Genomic DNA, 19,398 nt, shown 5'->3' on the forward strand with positions numbered 1-19,398 from the left:
GGGAAACGGCCCGGACGGACGCACATAGGGCGCCCGAGGGTGGCGTCTGGGTCTTACGCCAGCGCGTGGCGGTAGCCGGCGGAATAGGCGCCAGTCACGTGATGTTCGAGCTGGCGTTCGATATCGCCCAACAGCGACGAGGCACCAAAGCGGAACAAATCTGGCTGCAACCAGCGATCCCCCAGCTCTTCCTTGATCAGAGATAGGTAGACCAACGAGTCTTTGGCCTTGGAAATCCCACCAGCGGGTTTGTAGCCGACCCGGTACCCTGTGCGTTCGTGATAATTGCGGATCGTGCGGATCATCACCAGGCTGACTGGTAGCGTGGCATTGACGCTTTCCTTGCCGGTCGAGGTCTTGATAAAATCGGCCCCGGCCATCATGCAGATCAGCGATGCACGTGCGACATTGCGCAATGTGCCAAGCTCTCCGGTGGCGAGGATCGCTTTGACGTGGGCATCACCACAAGCCTCGCGGAAAGCTTTCATCTCATCATAGAGGGCCTGCCAGTTGCCAGACAGAACATGACGACGGGAGATTACGATATCAATCTCCTTCGCACCGGCTTTCACGCTTTCTTCGATCTCTGCCAGTCGCAGGTGAAACGGCGACAGACCGCCGGGAAAGCCGGTGGATACCGCAGCAACCGGAATACCGGTGCCATCCAAGGCGGCCACAGCCGTCTCGATCATATCGTGATAAACGCAGACTGCCCCGGTGGTGATCGGCTCCATATCAAGCGCTTGCATCAGATCAGCACGCACGGGCTGACGGGCCTTGGCGCAAAGACGTTGCACCCGGCCAACAGTGTCATCACCGGACAATGTGGTCAGATCAATCAGGGTGATCGCCTTCAGCAGCCAGGCCGCCTGATGGTTTTTCTTGACGCTACGCCGACCGGGCAGGGTGGCGCAGCGGCGTTCGATGGCAGAGGTGTTTGCCTCAACCCCTAGCGCCCAGTCCAGATCCAGCTCCATGCCGGGGTTACGCGGTTCGCCCACCTGCGGCAGCTGCGCGGTGTGCTCTGCAATTTGGCTTTCCATGCCGGGAATCCTCGTTCGAGTTCGGTGCGAAAATCGCACGACCACCCAGTCTTGGCAAGCAAGCGGGGCCATCTCGGGTGTAAATTTTTGACTGTTTGGACAAAAATTCATTCATTTTGCGAACGATTCTCATTTATTATTGCGAATAATTCGCATTAGCATTGACAGGGCGCCTCGCCGTGCTCTTATTGGGGCAGATGGTATCCAAAGGACCTGCCCAATGCGTTTGCAACTGAACTCACCAATGATGGCCCGCAGAATGATGCTGGCGGCTATGATGGCTCTTACCGGGCTTATCGCGCTACCTATTGGGGGGCTTGGTGCTGGCCCGGCGCAGGCAGAGGCACCCCTGAAAGTGGTGGCAACAACCGGCATGATTGCGGATGCCGCCCGTCAGGTTGGCGGTGATGCCGTTGAGGTCCGCGCGTTGATGGGGCCGGGGGTGGACCCGCATGCCTATCGCCAGACGCGGTCCGACATCGTTGCGATGACCCGCGCTGATCTGGTGCTCTGGCATGGTTTGTATCTTGAGGCGCAGATGGAGGAATTCTTCCACGATCTGGCGCGCAAGCGGACCGTGGTGGCGGTAGCCGATGGTTTGGACAAGGACAAACTGCGGGGTCACGATACCTATGCGGATAAATTCGATCCGCATGTCTGGATGACACCAGCCCTGTGGAAGGACATGGTGGCAGAGGTACAGGCGGCGCTGACCGAGGCGCGCCCGGATCAGGCTGACCTGTTTGCGGCCAACGCAACGGCGCATTTGGCAGAATTGGATCAGTTGATCACTTACGGTACCAAGATTCTTGCTCAGGTCCCTGCAGAGAACCGTGTATTGGTCACCGCACATGATGCCTTTGGCTACTTCGGACGTGACTTCGGGTTTGAGGTTCTGGGTATTCAGGGCATTTCCACCCAGTCGGAGGCAGGCCTCAATCGCATTGGCGAACTGGTAGACTTACTGGTTGAGCGCGGCGTTTCCGCAGTCTTTGTCGAAAGCTCGGTCTCGGATCGCTCCGTTCGCGCGCTGATCGAAGGTGCGGCCGCACAGGGTCATGAAGTCCGCATCGGCGGAGAATTGTTCTCCGATGCTATGGGTGCTGACGGCAGCTATGAGGGCACTTATGTCGGAATGCTGGATCACAATATGACCACCATCGCTGCCGCGCTTGGGGCCGAGGTGCCGCCCAAGGGCATGTCGGGCCGCCTCTCCGGTGCCGGGCTTTGATGGGAGCGAGTGAGATGGCTGTGGAATTGGCCCGTGAAAATGGCGCACCGGCTGGTTCAACCGAGAGCCGCCAACACCTGCAACAATCGCCGCTGGGCATTCGCGGCCTGACTGTCACCTATGGTGAGAAACCCGCAGTTTTTTCGGTAGACATGACGGTGGAACCAGGTCGTATGACCGCGATTATCGGTCCCAATGGGGCCGGTAAATCAACGCTTCTGAAGGCGGCGCTTGGTATCGTGCCGCCGGTTTCGGGGCGGGTGCAGGTCTTCGGCAAACCGTTGAACAGTCAGCGTGGTCGCATCGCCTATGTGCCACAACGCGCCAGCGTGGATTGGGACTTCCCGACGCGGGTGATTGATGTGGTCATGATGGGCCTCTACCGGGAGCTGGGTCTTCTGGGACGGATCACCGGAGGCCATCGGGCGGCCGCAAAGGCCTGTCTTGACCGGGTCGGGATGGGTGATTTTGCCACCCGCCAGATCGGCCAGCTCTCTGGGGGGCAGCAGCAGCGGGTGTTTCTGGCGAGGGCCTTGGCGCAGGGTGCGGATCTCTACCTGCTGGATGAACCTTTTGCCGGAGTGGATGCGGCGACTGAGAAGGCCATCATCGCCGTGCTGAAACAGCTGCGTGCAGATGGTAAAACCGTGGTTGTAGTCCATCACGACCTCGCCACGGTGGGTGAATATTTTGACAATGTGTTCCTGATCAACACCCGTAAAGTGGCGGAAGGTCCGGTTGCGCAGGCCTTTACTGCAGAAACTCTGCAAAGCGCTTACGGCGGACGACTCGCCACCGAGCAGGTCGATCAACTGGCCACAGCACCGACGTCGCGACACCCGCAGACCGGTGGGACGCTCTGATGCTTTGGGACGCTCTGCTGTTGCAGATGGGGTATAACGCCACGTTGGTGGCCATTGGCGCGACGCTGCTTGGCATCTCATCTGGAATCACCGGTACCTTTCTGTTCCTGCGCAAACGAGCACTGGTCAGTGACGCCATTAGTCACGCGACACTGCCCGGTGTTGGTCTGGCCTTTCTCGTCATGGTCGCGCTTGGCGGTGATGGTCGCAATCTGGCCGGTCTGCTGGCCGGATCTGCGCTGTCGGCGATGGCGGGGCTCTGGTGCCTCAATTGGCTCACACGGCGCACCCGCCTGGCTGAGGATGCCGCGATTGGCGCAGTATTGTCGGTGTTCTTCGGGTTCGGCATTGTGATCCTGACGGTGATTCAGACGCTTGGCGTGGGTCGTCAGGCCGGGTTGGAGGGGTTCCTGCTCGGCTCCACTGCGGGCATGCTGTGGAATGATGCGCTGGTGATCGCCGGCGGTGGCGCTGCAACATTGCTTCTGATCATGTTGCTCAGACGTCCGATGACGCTGGTTGCGTTTGACCCTGAATATGCCGCGGCGCGAGGCATTTCAGTGTCGCGGATCGATATGATGATGATGGGTTTGGTAATGGCCGTCACCGTTGTCGGCCTGAAGATTGTCGGCCTGATCCTGATCGTGGCATTGCTGATCATCCCTGCGGTTACCGCCCGTTTCTGGACCGAGCGATCCGATCTGGTGGTGTTGCTGGCAGGCGTGGCCGGAGGGCTGTCAGCCTATCTGGGGGCTGCGGTCTCAGCCTCGGCGCCCAATCTCCCCACCGGTCCGATCATCGTGTTGATGAGTTTTGGCCTCTTTGCGCTGTCACTCCTGCTGGCCCCCAATCGCGGCGTGCTTGCTGCTGTGCTACGTCATTTGCGGTTTCAGCGTCGGGTCCATCTGCGACAGGGATTGCTGGCGCTCGCGCAGGATCAGGTGATCTATGAGCCACTGACCCTGCGATTGCTGCGTCGACGCGGGTTGTTGCGGGCGGATGGTGTGGCCACGGAAGAAGGCCGCGCCCGCGCCGCCAAGGCGCTGCGGGATGAACATCGCTGGGCGCTGGTCCGCAGCGATCAGACGCATGAGGCGGCAGCCGCGCTTTATGATGGGCTGCGCGAGATTGAGACGGTCCTGACCGAGGACCAGATTTCTGAAATTGACCGCCGTATCGGCGGCCCCCGTGAGGTTCCGGCATGAGCGGCGCTGAATTTGTTCCCCTGTCGCTGACGCCACTGCTGATCGGTATCTTTGCTGCCGTGGCCTGCGCGTTGCCCGGTAACTTTCTTCTGCTGCGCCGTCAGGCGTTGATCGGCGATGCCATCAGCCATGTGGTCTTGCCTGGCATTGTGGTGGCCTTCCTTCTGACCGGGGTGATTGCCGCCGGACCGATGATGCTGGGCGCGGCTGGGGCTGCTATTGCTGCGGTGGTTCTGATTGAGCTGATCCGGCGCCTTGGCCGGATTGAGCCGGGCGCGGCAATGGGCGTTGTTTTCACCACTATGTTTGCAGGTGGCGTCTTGCTGCTGGAACAGACCGACACATCAACAGTGCATCTGGATGTGGAACATGCGCTCTACGGCAATCTTGAAAGCCTGATCTGGTTGGATGCTACAGGCTGGGGCTCGCTGCTGGATCCGGCCGCGCTCAGATATCTGCCAGCCGAGTTGCCACGCATGGCGCTGACCCTGATCGGCGTCACCCTGTTCATCGCGCTGTTTTGGCGGTCGCTTAAGATCTCGACCTTTGACGAGGGGTTCGCCCGGACCCTTGGCATTCGCACCAACCTCTTGGGACTGGGGCTGGTGATCACCGCCGCAATTGCAGCCGTCGCCGCCTTTGACGCGGTGGGGTCTATTATTGTCATTGCGATGTTCATCTGCCCGCCTGCGGCGGCGCGGATGATGTCGAACCGTCTGGAAGGACAGCTGGGTTGGAGTGTTGCCTTCGCTGTTGTGTCCGCTATCCTTGGCTACGTGCTGGCGGGCTATGGTCCGCTTTGGCTTGGGGCGACTGACGCGGTCAGCGCAGCAGGTATGATCGCAACGGTTTCGGGCCTGTTACTGGCCATTGCGGCGCGGTTCGGGCCGTGCAGACATCGGGCCGGAGCGCCTGCAGGCATCTAACTTTCGCAGCACTGGCAGCTTCTAGCCGCGAGGATTGCGGCTGGAAGAATCGCGCGGCGCCATGCTAAATATTGCGGCATGGCACAAGCAGACCCCCAAATCAGCGGCATCTCTCAACCGGTCATCCGGCAGCTCGACGACAGCGCCATCAACCGCATCGCGGCAGGCGAGGTGGTGGAACGCCCCGCCTCGGCGGTAAAAGAGCTGGTGGAGAACGCCATCGACGCGGGCGCCACGCGGATCACCATCGAAATTGCTGATGGTGGCAAGACGCTGATCCGGGTGACGGATGATGGCTGCGGCATGTCGCCAGCGGATCTGCCGCTGGCGCTGTCCCGGCACGCAACCTCCAAGATCGACGGATCCGATCTGCTGAATATCCATACCTTTGGTTTCCGCGGTGAGGCGCTGCCCTCCCTTGGCGCGGTCGGACGGCTGAGCATCACCAGTCGCGCCAAGGATCAGGAGGCCGCCCAGATCCGCGTGGCGGGCGGGCGGACGGAACCTGTCAAACCCGCCGGCCTGCGTGTCGGAACAGTGGTGGAGCTGCGGGATCTGTTCTACGCGACCCCTGCACGGCTGAAGTTCATGCGCAGCGACCGGGCCGAAACACAAGCCATCGGCGATGTGATCAAACGTCTGGCCATGGCGGAACCTTCTGTCGGGTTTACCCTGCGCGATGTGTCCGGCGGTGGCGAGGGGCGCGTGACCTTCCGCGCGGATCCCCTGACCGGTGACCTATTTGATGCGCTGCACGGGCGCTTGGCGACGGTGCTCGGGCGGGAATTTGCAGAGAACGCACTGAAGATTGACGCCACACGCGACGGTGTGCGGCTCTTTGGCTATGCGGCTTTGCCTACCTATTCGCGTGGTGCGGCGGTGGCGCAGTTCCTGTTTGTGAACACGCGACCGGTCAAGGACAAGATGCTGACCGGCGCCCTCAGGGCGGCCTATTTCGATTTTCTCAGCCGTGATCGCCATCCGGCGGCGGCGTTGTTTCTGGATTGCGATCCGACGCTGGTGGACGTGAACGTGCATCCCGCCAAATCCGAGGTCCGGTTCCGGGATCCTGGTGTGGCGCGAGGTCTGATTGTCTCTGCGCTGCGCCATGGGCTGGCTGAGGCCGGACACCGCGCCTCCAGCACGGTGGCTGGCGCGACACTGGGCGCGATGCGTCCCGAACCCATGGCCAGCCAGCCGGGCGCGGACGGGGCACCACGGATCTATCAGATGGACCGCCCCTCACTGGGCGCGCGGAGCCTCTCTTATGCGGCGCAGGCCCCAGGCCAGTCACGCATAGCCGGTGGCGAGATGCCGCCCCCATCAGGCTTTGCCGAGCTGGCTCAGGCCTATAGTGGCCGGGTGACAGAGGCGCCCGAGAGCCAGAACCCGGCAATGGCTCCGGGTCAGCCTTTGGAGAGATCCGAAACATCCGCACCCGGGGCCGAGCAACTGCCGCTTGGTGCCGCCCGCGGGCAGGTGCATGAAAACTACATCATCGCCCAGACCGCCGACGGTATGGTCATCGTCGATCAGCACGCAGCCCATGAGCGGCTGGTCTACGAAAAACTGAAACGCCAGATGGCGGAAACCGGGGTGGCCGCGCAGGCTCTGCTGATCCCTGAGATTGTGGAGCTGAGCGAGGGCGACTGTGCCCGTATTCTGGCGGTTGCAGATGACCTTAACCGCTTTGGCCTTGGGATCGAGGCCTTTGGCGGCGGTGCCATTGCCGTGCGTGAAACACCGGCCATTCTGGGGACCGTGAACGCCGAAGCAATGGTGCGCGATATTCTGGATGAGCTGGATGATCAGGGCGAAAGCCAGCTGGTTCAGGCCAAGATCGAAGCCATCCTCAGCCGCGTGGCCTGCCATGGCTCCATCCGTTCGGGCCGCTGGATGCGGGGCGAGGAGATGAATGCCCTGCTGCGCGAAATGGAAGCCACTCCGCACTCGGGCCAGTGCAATCATGGCCGCCCCACCTATGTCGAGCTGAAACTGGCCGACATCGAACGCCTGTTCGGACGCAGCTGATGGAGCCCATCGTGCTGTTTCTCCAGACTGCAGAGCCGCAGGTTCTGGTGATGCTGGGGCTGGGTGGTCTCGTGGTGTTGATCCTCCTCATGATGCTGCGTGCCAACGCCCGTGCAGTGCAGAGCATTGCGCCGATTGCACAGCAGATGGCGCATCTGGGGCAAAGTGTTCAGCAGCTGCGCGGCGGGGTGCAACATGTCTCGGACGCGCAGGCCAATGCGCAGGTGCAGATGATCCAGACGGTGGAAACCCGACTCAGCGCGGTGCAGCAACAGGTTAACGACCGCCTATCGGACAACGCGCTGCGACAGGCGCGCGCCCTCGCGGATATGCAGGAACGGCTGCAAGAAAGCCTGCATGGATCGACCAAACGTACAGTAACCTCGCTTACGCAGCTACAGGAGCGGCTGGCGGTGATCGACAAGGCACAGGACAATATCACCAAACTGTCGGGAGATGTCTTGGGGCTTCAGGATATTTTGGCAAACAAGCAGACGCGTGGCGCGTTTGGTGAAATCCAGCTCAATGATATCGTCTCCAAGGCGCTGCCAGCCGACAGCTATGCGTTCCAACATACGCTGAGCAATGGCAAACGCGCCGACTGTCTGATCTATTTACCCAATCCGCCCGGCCCGATTGTGATCGACAGCAAATTCCCGCTGGAACCTTATGAGGCGCTGCGCAACGCAGACACACAGGAGCAGCGGGCCAGTGCGGCACGGCAGCTGAAGGCCGCGCTGCGCGCTCATATCCGGGCTATTTCGGAGAAGTATATTCTGGACGGCGAGACCGCAGATGGCGCGCTGATGTTCCTGCCGTCTGAGGCCGTTTATGCCGAGCTGCATGCCAATTTCTCTGATATTGTACGGGAGGGCTTCTCCGCAAAGGTCTGGATTGTGTCGCCGACGACCTGCATGGCAACGCTGAACACGATGCGTGCTATTCTCAAGGATGCCCGGATGCGGGAACAGGCCGGGGCGATCCGCAGTGAACTGGCGCATTTGCATAAGGATGTGGAACGCCTGGGGGACCGGGTCGGCAATCTGGACCGGCATTTCGGCATGGCAGCCAAGGATATCGCCGAGATCAAGATCAGTGCCGACAAGGCTGGTCGTCGCGCGCAGCGGCTGGACAACTTCGACTTTGAGGAAATCGCGGCACCGTCGGCAGGGATTGGCCAGCCCGGTGATCCGGCCAATGTCGTTCCGCTGGGGCGGCCCGAAAGCTGATGCAGCAGACCACAATTGCGCCCCTGCTGAACAATGCCTCAATCGCAGCAGAGCGGTTGGTTTCGGTCCTCAGGATCGCGGTGACATTGGGGTTGTTTACCGTGTTCGTGGTCACCGTGGCCGGGTTGGATTTCAGCACGCTGGCCCCGTTTCTGCATCGCCAGCTGTTGTTCGCCGTTCTGACGATGTTTGCTTATTTGATGCTGGGGGTGGTGACTTTCGCAGCGACCACGCTCGGATGGTTCCGGCCCTGGATGTCGTGGTTCAGCGTGACTGCGGATTGTGGGTTTCTCCTCTTCAATGTCTGGTTCAGCCTTGAAAACAGCAGCTATCCCGGCGGGGTGGCGTTGCTGCTGCCGCCGGCCTGGCTGGTGCCGCTGGTGCTGGCTTATGGTGTGATGCGGATGGACCCGCGCCTGCAGCTTTATACAACTGTGCTGCTTAGCGCCGGGTTGGGCGGGTTGATATTCTGGCCGGATGACCGGCTTGATGTCGGACAGCTTGGGATCTTGCACAGCGTGTTGGACACTCCGGCTAATGTGATGAAGCTGACGATGATCCTCCTTGCAGGTCTGGTCATGGTGTTGGCGGCTGCGCGGATGCGACGGCTGTTCTACCGTGAGTTGGAGGCGGCCGATGCGCGCGCCAATCTGACCCGCTACCTACCGGCGCAGGTGGCCGATCAGCTGGCAGATGGCGGGCTATTGGCGCTCCAGCAAGGGCAGCGGCAGCCGATGGCAGTGATGTTTGTCGACATTCGCGGCTTTACCCAATGGTCGGAAACCCGTGACCCGCAGGAAGTCGGAGATTTCATCACCGCTTTCCGCAACGAGGTCGAAGACAGTGCGGCACGTCACGACGGGATGATTGACAAATACATGGGCGATGCTGCGATGTTGCTGTTTGATGATGCACCGGTTGCAATGGGGCAGCCGAATGGCGCGGCCCGGGCGCTGGCCTGTGCTGCGACGCTCTGCGAGGCGATCCACCGCTGGTCGGACCGACGGGTCGCAGCCGGGGAGCCCGTGGTGGAGATCGGTATCGGCGTCCATGCAGGAGAGGTGTTTTCTGGCGTCGTGGGCAATGCGGCGCGGTTGGAATATTCAGTCTTTGGTGATGCCGTGAACACAGCGTCAAGGCTGGAGCAACACAGCAAAACAGTGCCGCAAATCATCATAGCCTCCGCCGCTACCTTGGCGGTCGCAGGGATCGAGCCCGCCCGCCAACGCTGGGTGGCACTGCCGCCGGTAACCCTGCGCGGGCGCAGCAAGGTGATTGAGATCTACGGCAGAGAGGGCTGATCAGGGTCTTTGTTGCGGTCTTTGCCTCAGATCAAGGACGGTGGTGGTGAACCTGGCTTAGATCCCTGTCACATGCGCGGACAACGGAGGACAATCGCCATGCTTGAGATCAGTACCCGCAAGGTGGCGCAGGTGGCCCTGATGGCCCGCGAGCTGACCCGCGCCGAAGGCGAACTCAGGGCGTTCATTGACCGAATGGGGGAAGATGAACAGGCGGAGTTGGTGGCGATCATGTGGATCGGTCGTGACAGTTTCGAGGCCGGTGATCTGGAAGAGGCCATCGCCACTGCCCGGCAGGAGGCCACCACTCCAACCGCCGATTACCTGATCGGCACGCCGCATCTGGCGGACAATCTGGAGGCCGGGCTGGATGCGCTGGGGATTGATGTGCAGGGCGTTGAAGAGGATGTCATCGGGCGCTAGCCCAATCGGCCGATCTGGTCGGTTTGCGCTGATGTTTGGGGCCTGATGCAGAAGGGCGCCGGTAACCGGCGCCCGCATGATTTATCTACCGAGGGCTGCCCCCAAACCGCGGGATCTCTCAGGCCTTATTGTCGACAACCTCGAGGTGCTGAGCCAGTTCACCGATCTTGGCCATCCATTGATCCACCAATGCCGGATCGCTGGGGGCGGCGCTGACGCCGGGCGCGATTTTGCTGTTCATGGCGGCTTCAATGGCAAAGGATACGGGATAAGACACCAGACGCGCCATGGCGGTGCCGCGTTCATCCCCCCAGGCATCCATGACGTAGGTTTTGTGCCAGACTTCAGAGCCGTCTTTTTCAGCTTTGAGGCCGACGCAAAGTACGACGCGATCTGCCTCGCCTTCGTCATAGGCGTTTTCGGTCCAGAATTGATCCGACATCTCCTTGAGCCGGGCATCACCTTCGGCGCCTTCTAGGGTCTCGACCTCTTTGAACACATCCGCCCAGGCTTCAGCCCAGCCATTGAGACGCAGGGTGCCACGGACGAAGTCCTTCACTTTCCAGTCGTCCCCAAATTCATACTGCGCCATGAAGGGCAGCGAGTCGCGGTTCGGGTAAACCTCAAAGCTCTCAGGCGTGGGCAGCGGTGCCGCGTAGGACGAAATTGCATCCCAAGGGCGCATGACATCCAGTTCTTTGAAATCGCGGATCGATTTGGACGGCGAGCGCAGCGCCTTCAGCACGCCGAGCGGCGACCAGCTGAATTTGTATCGAAACGGATTCGGTGTCTTGGGGATGCCGCCGCAGTAGGAGATGAAGCTCAGCTCATTATCGACGTCGAACGCATCAGAGGCTTTGTAATCCGCGACCAGCGCATGCGCCATCAGGTGATCGATACCGGGATCGAGGCCGACCTCATTGATCAGACAGACGCCTGCATCCTTGGCCTTCTGGTCCAGGGCGCGCATGTCTGGCGCAATGTAGGAGGAGGACACGAAATGAGCGCCATGCTCAATCGCCAACTCTGCCAGAGGCACATGCCAGTCGCCAGGCAGCATCGACACGATCACGTCCTTGGGACTCAGCATCTGGCCGAGGTTGGCCAGACTGAAGCTGTGGATGTTGCTGGTCAGATCGCCAATCGCTTCGCGTGCTTTGTCGGGTGTGCGGTTCCAGACCGCGACATCATGACCGGCCTCAAGCAGGCGACGCAGGCCGGGAATTGCGGACAGGCCGGTGCCGCACCAATGGATTGTCATTTTCAGTCTCCGTTGTTGGTTCCGTCGGCTGTCAGCCCGGAAGATGATCCTTGAAGGTGGTTTCCGCCCGCCCCCAGACGCCGCTTTGCAGATCGGTGAGGGTCAGTAGAGAGGACAAAAGCTGAGCTGCGTAGTCTTCCGAGCTTTCGACGGGCAGCATGGACGGCAGGTTGTCGATTGCCATAACGTCGAGCACCGGATGTTCGGCGACACGCAGCGCGGGGGAGGCCCAGGTTGTCGCGCGATCATAGACCGGCACCGGATTGTAGTCGCTGTCCGGGTCGCAGGCGACATCCCCGATGGCGGACAGCTGGCGATCCTGCTCCAATGCATCGCGCGGGACAAACACCGGGGTGCCGGGGCGGGCAAAGATGCAGTTCAGGAACAGATCATGGGCCAGAATCTGGGGGAAGGGGCCGCCGCTGGCGGTTTCGGCCATATCCCATTTGGTGACTTTAATGCCCATCGCCTCGCAGAGGTCGGCAGCACCGGTGCCCACGCGCCCAAGCGCCCCGATCACCATAGCGGTGGGGCGCTCTACCTTCAGCGCATCCAGTTCGGCACCAAGATCTGTCAGCAGGGCGTCTTTGCTTTCGTAGACGTCGACCGGCCCGCATAGCTCACTACGCTGCTGCGCGGCCCAGGTTTTCAGTGTGACCGCTGCACCGGCATAGCCAGCCCAATACCCAAACGCGGCGACTCGACGACCGGTTTCATCGACAAGATACTCCAGATCATAGAGCGTGCCGCCACCGGCCTTGAACCGCTCCAGCAGTGCCTTGCCGGAATGCTGGCCCTTGAAGGCATGGCCAAACATAATGTGGCGATGCGGCAGCGGGGTACCATCCTCCGGCAGTTCTTTCAGGCCGAAAATGATGGCATCCGTTGGGGCGTCCGGCCAAGTGTTCTCGGCTGCGATATCGCAGCCTGCATCGACATACCCCTGTAAGGGGATGGCCCGGACTGAACTTTCCTCAACCGTGACCTTGATACCTGCGGCCAAGAGCGCCTTGGCGCCTTCAGGGGTCAGACCGACCCGTTCTTCGTTGGGGCGCTGTTCGGCCCGTACCCATAGATGCGTCATGTCTTGTCCTTTACAGCATGCCCTTGGCGGTCACGGCGCGGATGGACTCGCGCTGATCCATGCTCGCCATGAATTTCTGAATTTTGGGGTAGTCCGCGACATCGACCCCGTCGCCTTCCAGCCAGCTGCACACCACATAGAGGTAGCAATCGGCGAGGCTGAGCGCGTCGCCCAGCACCAAGGGGCCTCGCAGACCGGACTGGCAGATATAGTCGCAGGAGGTCGCCATGGTCTGGGGCACCATCTTCTGCATGTCTTTCCAGCTGCTACGCTCCGTGGCCCAGCGGCTGCCGCGCAGCTTGTGGGCGTGGTTCACATGCATGGTTGAAGCGAGGTAGAACATCACCTCCCGCATGCGCGCCAGCAGCACGGGGTCTGTGGGGCGCAGGCCAGCGTCCGGGGCCACGTCGGCCACATATTCCAACAGCGCGCCGGTTTCGGTCAGGATACCGCCATCGACGACCAATGCTGGTACGCGGCCCTTGGGGTTGATCTGGGCATAGGCGTCGCCAAGTTGCTCCTTGGCAGCAAAGTCAATGCGGATGGGTTCATAGTCCAATCCGGCCTCTTCCAGCGCAATGGCCACGGCCACCGAAATCGTCTTGGGTGCGTAATATAGCTGCATCATTCTGTCCTCCCTCAGATCATGCGTTCTCAGTGCTCTATGCTGAGCCTAGAGATGCGTTTGCGCGTAGTGCCGTTCCGGATGTTCAAGATGCGGCACCGCGTTGAACAAAACCGGGCTCAGTTGACCGCCGATCGGGTGCAACCGATGCAGGGAACTGTTCATGATCGCCAGCGCGATCCGTGCTGTTCCGGTTGTATCAAGCCCCATCGCCTGCCCCATCGCCATGGCGATCAACCCTCCTGATGTGACCACCAGTGCGGGGCCGTCACCTGCTGAGATCTCTGTCAGGGCAGATCTTGTGCGGGTTTCAAAGTCGCGCCAGCTTTCGGGCGGGTTTGCGATTTCATCTGCGGCCCAGGCGGCAAAGACCTTGGGCATGTGATCGACAAACCCCTCACGCTCGGTGGGAATTTCCAGACCGTGCTGATCCTGCATCGCCTCGGCCAGGTTGAAATACTCCATCTCATTCAGGCGGGGATCCTGCACCACATTTTCGAGCTCCATTCCGGCAGCCGTTTCGATATGGCGCGTCAGGGTGCCGCAATAGACGCGGGTGTAATATGCGCGGGTGTCGCGCAGATGTGCGCCCAGCCAGCGTGCCTGCTGATGGCCCAGATCGCTCAACCGATCATAGCTCGCCTCATCGCGGGCACCGGTGTTGGCCTGTCCGTGGCGGATCAGCGTGATATGGGTCATGGCGTGTTCCTTTGCGTCCGGGCAAGTCTTATGCAAGCTTTGCAACGGTGGAAAGGGCCAGTTGGCGGTTTCGGATCCAATCGGTTAAGGCAGGTGCATGGATTGGATTTTAGGTCCGATCCGGACCAAATGTTTCGCGTGCGAAACAACCGAACAAAGGCTTAACGCTGGATCGCGAAAACGCACTGGTTTGGCAGCTGTTGCACCGTGGGCGAACGGCAGGTTTCGACAATGAGAACCAGAGGTCTGCGCTGTGCTTGGACGGGCCACGAGCTGTCGTAGCGGCGACCTTAGCGGAGATCAGGCGCGGTCGTAGCCGCGTTTCAGCATCCGTTTACGGTGCTGGTCCGCGGCGATCGACGCCTCACGTAGGTTGCCGTAGATGTTGATCGCGCTCTGTCCGCTGCCACCAGCAATCCCCCATTCCCGCAGAACGGAGACCTCGGCGAACAGGTTCATCGCAAGTTCGATCCGATAAAAGCGCGGAACCTGCGCGGGGGCTTGGCGATAGAGCAGACAGGTGGCCATATCCGAATCATATCGTCCCCGATTCGCTGCGTCCAGTCTGTGCTGCAGGTCCAGACCTTATCGGCCCAGCCGCAGCGGGATTACAGCCAGGTCACATCGCCGAGAAAGATATAGCCGGCACCGTAGATCGTTTTGATCAGACGGGGATTTTTGGGGTCTTCGCGCAGTTTGGTGCGCAGCCGGGAAATACGGACATCCATTGCCCTGTCAAAACTCTCTCCAGCACCGCCGCCCAGGCTTTCCTGCATTTGCGCGCGGGAGATCAGGCGTTTTGGGCTTTCGAGGAACAGCCGCAGCACTTCGCCCTCTGCATGGGAGAATGGTGTCTCCGCGCCGCTGTCATCTTCTAGGATGTAGCGATCAAAATGCGCGGTCCAGCCGGAGAACTCTGCGCTGTTTCCCGTGGTTGCGGCGCTGCGCGGGCCGCCACGCAGGCGGGCGCGAATGCGGGCAACGACCTCTGCCGGATCAAAGGGTTTGGTGATGTAGTCATCAGCCCCGAGCTCAAGCCCAGTGACACGGTCCTGCACTTGTGCGCGCCCGGAAATGATGATCACTGCGGCGCCCTGTTCCAGTGCCAACCTGTGGACCAGCGCCAGCCCATCGGTATCGGGCAGTGACAGATCCACGAGACAGACATCGGGGGTCACCCGGTTGAGAGAGGCCTCGAACTCGCGGGCGCGGGCAAAGCTCTGGGTGCGAAACCCAGCCTCCTCAAGCGTGTCGGTCAGGATACGCCGGATCTCAGGTTCGTCGTCCAGGATGGTGATAAGGGGTCTGCTCATGCAACGGGGTCCGATTTGATCAGCGCTGAGAGCTGATGGGTGGTAAAGGGTTTCTGCAACACCGGACAGCGCTTCAGGGCGGTGCGAAACAGAGGGTCGCTGGTTGGCAGAGAGGTCATCAGAATGCAGGGCAGACGAGATCCCTGCAAGCGATCTGCCAGATCAATGCCGGTGGCGCTGCCTTGCAACTTGATATCTGACAACACCAGCGAAATACCATCGATATCGGCGGTGAGCGCGCAGGCTTCATCCACGCTTGTGGCCTCCACAACGGCATAACCAAGATCGATCAGCATGTCACGGAAAGTGGCGCGCAGCTCTTCGCTATCCTCAACCAGCAGTGCCAGCCCGCCGGCTGCATCAGGGGCAAGGCGGTATGGAATGCGCAAGGTAACGCTGGCACCTGATACGGTATTGCCGATCCGCATGTCCCCGCCGGTGGATTTCGCCATGTCATAAACCATTGGCAAACCAAGGCCGGAGCCTTCGCCGCCTTTGGTGGTGAAAAACGGATTAAGTGCCTTGTCTAAGGCGGTTTTTGAAAAGCCGGGTCCGGTGTCGGTAACGCTGACTTCCAACCATGTCTGGCCAACGACATGGGCGCTGACGGTGATCTGACCCTGCGTGCCGCAGGCATCGCGCGCATTCAGGATAAGGTTCAGCAGCGCATCCTGCAGTTTCCCGGGGTCCAACAACAGCCGCACATCTGGCGTATGATCTACAATGCTGAGGCCCATACCCTGAGGCAGCGATGGCGTTGCCAGCACCTTCAGCTCTTGTAGCAGGGCGTGGAGGTCGGTGGCGCGCGGCCGCAGGCTGCGATGGCCTGTCATCTCGGCGATGCGGTTCAGCAATCGTCCACCGCGGCGGGCAGCGGATAGCGTGGCCTGGACCAGATCGGCGGCCTCCGGGTTCAGATCGGATTTGGCCAGTTTGCCCTGCATCCCGAGGATGATGGTCAGGAGGTTGGAGAAATCATGCGCCAGCCCGCTGGTCATCTGTGCGGCCATCTCGCGGCGGCGGGCCTGTTGCAGGGCGACACGGGTCTGGGTTTCCTCAGTCACATCCATCGACAGGATGAACACGCCGCCAGTGGCATCAGGGGTGAAGGCGACCCGGATCCGGCGGCTGTCGTGGTTTTCGGTGAATTCGAATACCGGGCTGTCGCCCTGATAGGCGGCCATCAGATGTGGTGCGATCTTGTCGTAGGCGGCGGCACCAAGCGCCTCCGCGATATGCATGCCGAGAATTTCAGAAGGACGGCTGGGAAAGACAGAGCTGAGGCGCCGGTTGGTATAGGTATAGTAACCCTCTGCATCCACATGGGCGATATGGGCGGGCATCATCTCTGTCGTGAGGCGGGTGCGGGCTTCCATCTCGGTGAGCTGACGCTTTGCCTCTTCCAGTGCGGTGATCGTGGCGGCCAGTTTGCGGTTGGTGGCCGAGAGTTCCTCGGTATGTACGATCAGCTGATCGGACATTTCCTCGGACCGGGCGCGCAACAGCTGTTCGATTCGCTTGGTGCGGGTAATGTCGGTATAGACTGTGACCCAGCCCCCCTGAGGCAGCGGCGCCCCTTCGATCGAAATCACCTGACCGTTGGCGCGTTCGCGTTCCAGATAATGGGGCACAAAATCGAGCGCCTGATCGACGCGCTGCTGCACGAAACCCTCGATATCATCAACGGGGCCGTATTCGCCGCTGGCGGCGATATGGCGGATGGTTTCGTCAAACCGCGCGCCCGGTGTGATCAGCGCATTGGGCAGGTCGAACATCTCCTGAAAGCGCTGGTTGCAAACCACCAGACACAAATCGCTGTCATAGATCGACATTGCCTGGGCAATCAGATTGAGCCCGGCTGTGGTCATCGTGGCGCGGTGTTTTTCGGATCGGTTCATGCTGTCTCCCCGGCGTATGGCTAGCATCCCGATGGGCCGGCGCAAAGGGGCTAGCCTGTCACAGGGGGACCGTTCAAGAGGGCCTGCGTACGCCAGGAGAACTGCTGTTACAATTCGTAAGATTTGGGAAAACATCAGGAAAAAGTTGACGCCTTAGCATGAGGCCGTCCCTAATCGGGATCAGAATCGCGGGTAGCGATCAGTCCGGCCGCATGGGTCGGAAAGGGGAGGAGAAAGAACGTGGCTCAGACGCAGTCGGGTGCCGCAGGGATGATGTCCCTGCCGGCGCTGCTTGAACGCAATGCGGCGCAGATTGGCGACCGCCAAGCCTATCGGGAAAAGGAATTCGGCATTTGGCAATGCTGGACCTGGTCCGAAACCCAGAAGGAAATCGAGGCGCTTGCGCTTGGGTTGATCAACCTCGGGGTTAACGAGGGAGATTTCATAGCTATCATCGGGCGCAACCGTCCATCGCTTTATTGGGCGATGGTTGCGGCGCAATCGGTGGGCGCGGTGCCGGTGCCGCTCTATCAGGACGCGGTGGCGGAAGAGATGGCCTATGTGCTGGGCCACTGCGGTGCGCGGTTTGTGATCGCGGGTGACCAGGAACAGGTCGATAAGGTCATTGAGGTTCAGGAAGAGCTGAGCAATCTGGAGCAGATCATCTATCTGGATCCGCGGGGCATGCGCAAATATGACCACCATGCGCTGCATGAATATGCGCATGTTCAGGATCAGGGCCGCGCGGCGCGCGACGAATGGACGCCTGATCTGGAAGCCCGCAAGGCCAAGCTGACCTACGACAGCACCTGCGTGATGCTTTATACGTCTGGCACCACGGGCAAGCCCAAAGGCGTTGTTCTGTCCAATCGCAATGTGATCGAAAGCGCGAAGAACTCTGCGGAGTTTGACAAGCTGACGGCAGGTGAAAATATCCTGTCCTATCTGCCGATGGCCTGGGTTGGTGATTTCATCTTCTCGGTCGGGCAGGCCTATTGGTGTGGCTTCTGTGTGAACTGCCCAGAGAGCGCCGACACCATGATGACGGACCTGCGCGAAATCGGGCCAACTTATTTCTTCGCACCGCCGCGTGTTTTCGAAGGTCAGCTGACCAGCGTTATGATCCGTATGGAAGACGCGAGCACGCTGAAGCGCAAGATGTTCCACCACTTCTTGGCACATGCGAAAAAGGTGGGTGGTGACATCCTGGATGGTCGCCCGGTCGGATTGATGGACCGGTTGAAGTACAAACTGGGTGATCTGCTGGTCTACGGTCCGCTGAAGGATACGCTGGGCTATGGCCGCATTCGCGTTGGCTACACCGCCGGTGAGGCGATCGGGCCGGAGATTTTTGATTTCTATCGCAGTCTTGGGATCAACCTCAAACAGCTCTACGGCCAGACAGAGGCGACGGTGTTCATCACCGTGCAGCCCGATGGTGAGGTGCGCGCTGATACCGTGGGTGTTCCGGCCCCCGATGTAGAGATCAAGATCGCCGACAATGGTGAGATTTTCTACCGCTCGCCGGGAACCTTCGTCGAATATTACAACAACCCGGAATCCACGGCCTCGACCAAGGATGCCGAAGGTTGGGTCGCAACGGGTGACGCAGGTTTCTTTGAAGAAGACAGCGGCCATTTGCGGATCATCGACCGCGCCAAGGACGTTGGCAAAATGGCGGACGGGGCGATGTTTGCGCCCAAATATGTTGAGAACAAGCTGAAGTTCTATCCGGATATTCTGGAGGTTGTGCTGTTCGGTAATGGTCGGGATCGCTGTGTTGCCTTTATCAATATTGACCTGACGGCGGTGGGCAATTGGGCGGAGCGGAACAACATTGCCTATGCGTCCTATCAGGAGTTGGCGGGTCATCCGAAGGTGCTGCAATCCATTCGGGAACATGTCGAAACCGTCAACGAGTCGGTGGCGCAGGATGTCATGCTTTCGGGTTGTCAGGTGCACCGTTTCGTTGTGCTGCACAAAGAGCTGGACGCCGATGATGGCGAGATGACCCGGACCCGCAAAGTGCGCCGTGTGATTGTCGAGGATAAGTATTCCGACATTATCACAGCGCTTTACGATGGCTCCTCGCAGATTTCGACACGTACGGAAGTGACGTATGAGGACGGACGCAAGGGTGAGATCAGCGCCACGCTGGATATCATTGATGCCAAGGTCGTGCCGGTTACCACACAGGCGGTGGCCGCGGAATGAGACATTTGATGACAAGAACCGCATCAACACGATCGGCAGCGGCGCTAAGCCA

The 19,398-nt window shown here is 60.4% G+C and carries 17 protein-coding genes; 9 read left to right on the top strand and 8 right to left on the bottom strand.

What is annotated here, in order from left to right; genetic code table 11:
* Positions 1 to 53: 53 nt before the first annotated feature.
* Positions 54 to 1,043: a deoxyribose-phosphate aldolase gene (deoC, locus tag INHI_RS0117675; protein WP_027248473.1), complete on the bottom strand. Its 990-nt coding sequence runs from the start codon at positions 1,041 to 1,043 to the stop codon at positions 54 to 56.
* A gap of 220 nt (positions 1,044 to 1,263) precedes the next feature.
* Here deoC and INHI_RS0117680 point away from each other — a divergent pair, with 220 nt between their 5' ends.
* From INHI_RS0117680 to INHI_RS0117715, 8 genes are all read left to right on the top strand, one after another.
* Positions 1,264 to 2,274 (top strand): metal ABC transporter solute-binding protein, Zn/Mn family, encoded by a 1,011-nt coding sequence (locus INHI_RS0117680; RefSeq protein WP_081698711.1) that lies wholly within the window; start codon positions 1,264 to 1,266, stop codon positions 2,272 to 2,274.
* A 14-nt stretch (positions 2,275 to 2,288) separates the two neighbouring features.
* Complete coding sequence (locus INHI_RS0117685; protein ID WP_027248475.1) at positions 2,289 to 3,137, top strand: metal ABC transporter ATP-binding protein; 849 nt, start codon at positions 2,289 to 2,291, stop codon at positions 3,135 to 3,137.
* Positions 3,137 to 4,342 (top strand): metal ABC transporter permease, encoded by a 1,206-nt coding sequence (locus tag INHI_RS0117690; RefSeq protein WP_014881349.1) that lies wholly within the window; start codon positions 3,137 to 3,139, stop codon positions 4,340 to 4,342. Before INHI_RS0117685 ends, INHI_RS0117690 begins: the two co-directional genes overlap by 1 nt.
* Positions 4,339 to 5,268, top strand: a complete 930-nt coding sequence (locus INHI_RS0117695) for a metal ABC transporter permease (RefSeq protein WP_027248476.1) — start codon at positions 4,339 to 4,341, stop codon at positions 5,266 to 5,268. Before INHI_RS0117690 ends, INHI_RS0117695 begins: the two co-directional genes overlap by 4 nt.
* Before the next feature lie 78 nt (positions 5,269 to 5,346).
* Positions 5,347 to 7,299, top strand: coding sequence for a DNA mismatch repair endonuclease MutL (gene mutL, locus INHI_RS0117700; protein ID WP_027248477.1), 1,953 nt, complete (start codon positions 5,347 to 5,349; stop codon positions 7,297 to 7,299).
* Positions 7,299 to 8,528 (top strand): DNA recombination protein RmuC, encoded by a 1,230-nt coding sequence (locus tag INHI_RS0117705; RefSeq protein WP_014881346.1) that lies wholly within the window; start codon positions 7,299 to 7,301, stop codon positions 8,526 to 8,528. Before mutL ends, INHI_RS0117705 begins: the two co-directional genes overlap by 1 nt.
* Positions 8,528 to 9,829 carry an adenylate/guanylate cyclase domain-containing protein gene (locus INHI_RS0117710; protein WP_014881345.1) on the top strand — a complete coding sequence of 434 codons (1,302 nt, stop codon included), beginning with the start codon at positions 8,528 to 8,530 and terminating at the stop codon, positions 9,827 to 9,829. The genes INHI_RS0117705 and INHI_RS0117710 overlap by 1 nt, the downstream gene beginning before the upstream one ends.
* Positions 9,830 to 9,928: 99 nt before the next feature.
* Positions 9,929 to 10,252, top strand: a complete 324-nt coding sequence (locus INHI_RS0117715) for a DUF3775 domain-containing protein (protein WP_014876164.1) — start codon at positions 9,929 to 9,931, stop codon at positions 10,250 to 10,252.
* Positions 10,253 to 10,370: 118 nt separating this feature from the next.
* Here INHI_RS0117715 and INHI_RS0117720 read toward each other — a convergent pair whose 3' ends face one another.
* From INHI_RS0117720 to INHI_RS0117750, 7 genes are all read right to left on the bottom strand, one after another.
* Entirely contained in the window at positions 10,371 to 11,513 is a 1,143-nt protein-coding gene (locus INHI_RS0117720; protein WP_014881344.1) for a saccharopine dehydrogenase family protein, read from the bottom strand.
* A gap of 31 nt (positions 11,514 to 11,544) precedes the next feature.
* Positions 11,545 to 12,597: a saccharopine dehydrogenase gene (locus INHI_RS0117725; RefSeq protein ID WP_027248478.1), complete on the bottom strand. Its 1,053-nt coding sequence runs from the start codon at positions 12,595 to 12,597 to the stop codon at positions 11,545 to 11,547.
* Between the two features lie 10 nt (positions 12,598 to 12,607).
* Positions 12,608 to 13,222 (bottom strand): glutathione S-transferase family protein, encoded by a 615-nt coding sequence (locus INHI_RS0117730; protein ID WP_027248479.1) that lies wholly within the window; start codon positions 13,220 to 13,222, stop codon positions 12,608 to 12,610.
* Positions 13,223 to 13,270: 48 nt separating this feature from the next.
* Positions 13,271 to 13,921 carry a histidine phosphatase family protein gene (locus INHI_RS0117735; RefSeq protein ID WP_027248480.1) on the bottom strand — a complete coding sequence of 217 codons (651 nt, stop codon included), beginning with the start codon at positions 13,919 to 13,921 and terminating at the stop codon, positions 13,271 to 13,273.
* 300 nt (positions 13,922 to 14,221) lie between these two features.
* Entirely contained in the window at positions 14,222 to 14,449 is a 228-nt protein-coding gene (locus INHI_RS0117740; protein ID WP_027248481.1) for a WGR domain-containing protein, read from the bottom strand.
* 80 nt (positions 14,450 to 14,529) lie between these two features.
* Positions 14,530 to 15,234: a response regulator transcription factor gene (locus INHI_RS0117745; protein WP_014876158.1), complete on the bottom strand. Its 705-nt coding sequence runs from the start codon at positions 15,232 to 15,234 to the stop codon at positions 14,530 to 14,532.
* Positions 15,231 to 17,132 carry a hybrid sensor histidine kinase/response regulator gene (locus tag INHI_RS0117750; protein ID WP_027248482.1) on the bottom strand — a complete coding sequence of 634 codons (1,902 nt, stop codon included), beginning with the start codon at positions 17,130 to 17,132 and terminating at the stop codon, positions 15,231 to 15,233. The genes INHI_RS0117745 and INHI_RS0117750 overlap by 4 nt, the downstream gene beginning before the upstream one ends.
* 270 nt (positions 17,133 to 17,402) lie before the next feature.
* Here INHI_RS0117750 and INHI_RS0117755 point away from each other — a divergent pair, with 270 nt between their 5' ends.
* A complete protein-coding gene (locus INHI_RS0117755) occupies positions 17,403 to 19,346 on the top strand; it encodes an AMP-binding protein (RefSeq protein WP_036767369.1) in 1,944 nt (647 codons plus the stop codon).
* Positions 19,347 to 19,398 lie beyond the last annotated feature (52 nt).

The sequence above is a fragment of the Phaeobacter inhibens DSM 16374 genome (assembly GCF_000473105.1).
GTDB lineage: Bacteria > Pseudomonadota > Alphaproteobacteria > Rhodobacterales > Rhodobacteraceae > Phaeobacter > Phaeobacter inhibens.

Coding starts and splice junctions, on each gene's coding strand:
- deoC (WP_027248473.1), bottom strand. CDS start 1,043: ATGGAAAGCCAAATTGCAGAGCACACCGCGCAGCTGCCGCAGGTGGGC.
- INHI_RS0117680 (WP_081698711.1), top strand. CDS start 1,264: ATGCGTTTGCAACTGAACTCACCAATGATGGCCCGCAGAATGATGCTG.
- INHI_RS0117685 (WP_027248475.1), top strand. CDS start 2,289: ATGGCTGTGGAATTGGCCCGTGAAAATGGCGCACCGGCTGGTTCAACC.
- INHI_RS0117690 (WP_014881349.1), top strand. CDS start 3,137: ATGCTTTGGGACGCTCTGCTGTTGCAGATGGGGTATAACGCCACGTTG.
- INHI_RS0117695 (WP_027248476.1), top strand. CDS start 4,339: ATGAGCGGCGCTGAATTTGTTCCCCTGTCGCTGACGCCACTGCTGATC.
- mutL (WP_027248477.1), top strand. CDS start 5,347: ATGGCACAAGCAGACCCCCAAATCAGCGGCATCTCTCAACCGGTCATC.
- INHI_RS0117705 (WP_014881346.1), top strand. CDS start 7,299: ATGGAGCCCATCGTGCTGTTTCTCCAGACTGCAGAGCCGCAGGTTCTG.
- INHI_RS0117710 (WP_014881345.1), top strand. CDS start 8,528: ATGCAGCAGACCACAATTGCGCCCCTGCTGAACAATGCCTCAATCGCA.
- INHI_RS0117715 (WP_014876164.1), top strand. CDS start 9,929: ATGCTTGAGATCAGTACCCGCAAGGTGGCGCAGGTGGCCCTGATGGCC.
- INHI_RS0117720 (WP_014881344.1), bottom strand. CDS start 11,513: ATGACAATCCATTGGTGCGGCACCGGCCTGTCCGCAATTCCCGGCCTG.
- INHI_RS0117725 (WP_027248478.1), bottom strand. CDS start 12,597: ATGACGCATCTATGGGTACGGGCCGAACAGCGCCCCAACGAAGAACGG.
- INHI_RS0117730 (WP_027248479.1), bottom strand. CDS start 13,222: ATGCAGCTATATTACGCACCCAAGACGATTTCGGTGGCCGTGGCCATT.
- INHI_RS0117735 (WP_027248480.1), bottom strand. CDS start 13,921: ATGACCCATATCACGCTGATCCGCCACGGACAGGCCAACACCGGTGCC.
- INHI_RS0117740 (WP_027248481.1), bottom strand. CDS start 14,449: ATGGCCACCTGTCTGCTCTATCGCCAAGCCCCCGCGCAGGTTCCGCGC.
- INHI_RS0117745 (WP_014876158.1), bottom strand. CDS start 15,234: ATGAGCAGACCCCTTATCACCATCCTGGACGACGAACCTGAGATCCGG.
- INHI_RS0117750 (WP_027248482.1), bottom strand. CDS start 17,132: ATGAACCGATCCGAAAAACACCGCGCCACGATGACCACAGCCGGGCTC.
- INHI_RS0117755 (WP_036767369.1), top strand. CDS start 17,403: ATGATGTCCCTGCCGGCGCTGCTTGAACGCAATGCGGCGCAGATTGGC.